Source organism: Thermus sp. FJN-A (assembly GCF_054655095.1).
Genome location: NZ_BAAHSC010000197.1, coordinates 1 through 239, shown reverse-complemented (window position 1 = coordinate 239; position 239 = coordinate 1). Strand labels below are relative to the sequence as shown.

Here is a 239-nt window from a genome sequence, read left to right as displayed (position 1 = left end):
CTTCCTTAGGGTCTCCGGGTGGACGGCCAGGACCAGGGTGGCCACCTCGGCGAAGGCCACCAGCCAGGGGACCACACTGGGGGTGAGGCCCGTGGCGTCGTCCACGACGAGGGTGACGGGGTTCACCCCTTCGGGGCGCTTGAGGGCCTTGAGGAGGCTCCTCGCCTTCTCCTCGTTCCCCGGGTAGCGCCTCTGCCAGGCCTTGAGGTCGGCCTCGAGGTCCCTCCCCCGCCCCCCCC

The 239-nt window shown here is 72.0% G+C and carries 1 pseudogene; it reads right to left on the bottom strand.

The annotated features are described in order from the left end of the window. A pseudogene (locus ACYQ0J_RS09915) lies at positions 1-239 on the bottom strand (ATP-binding protein); the annotation flags it as partial.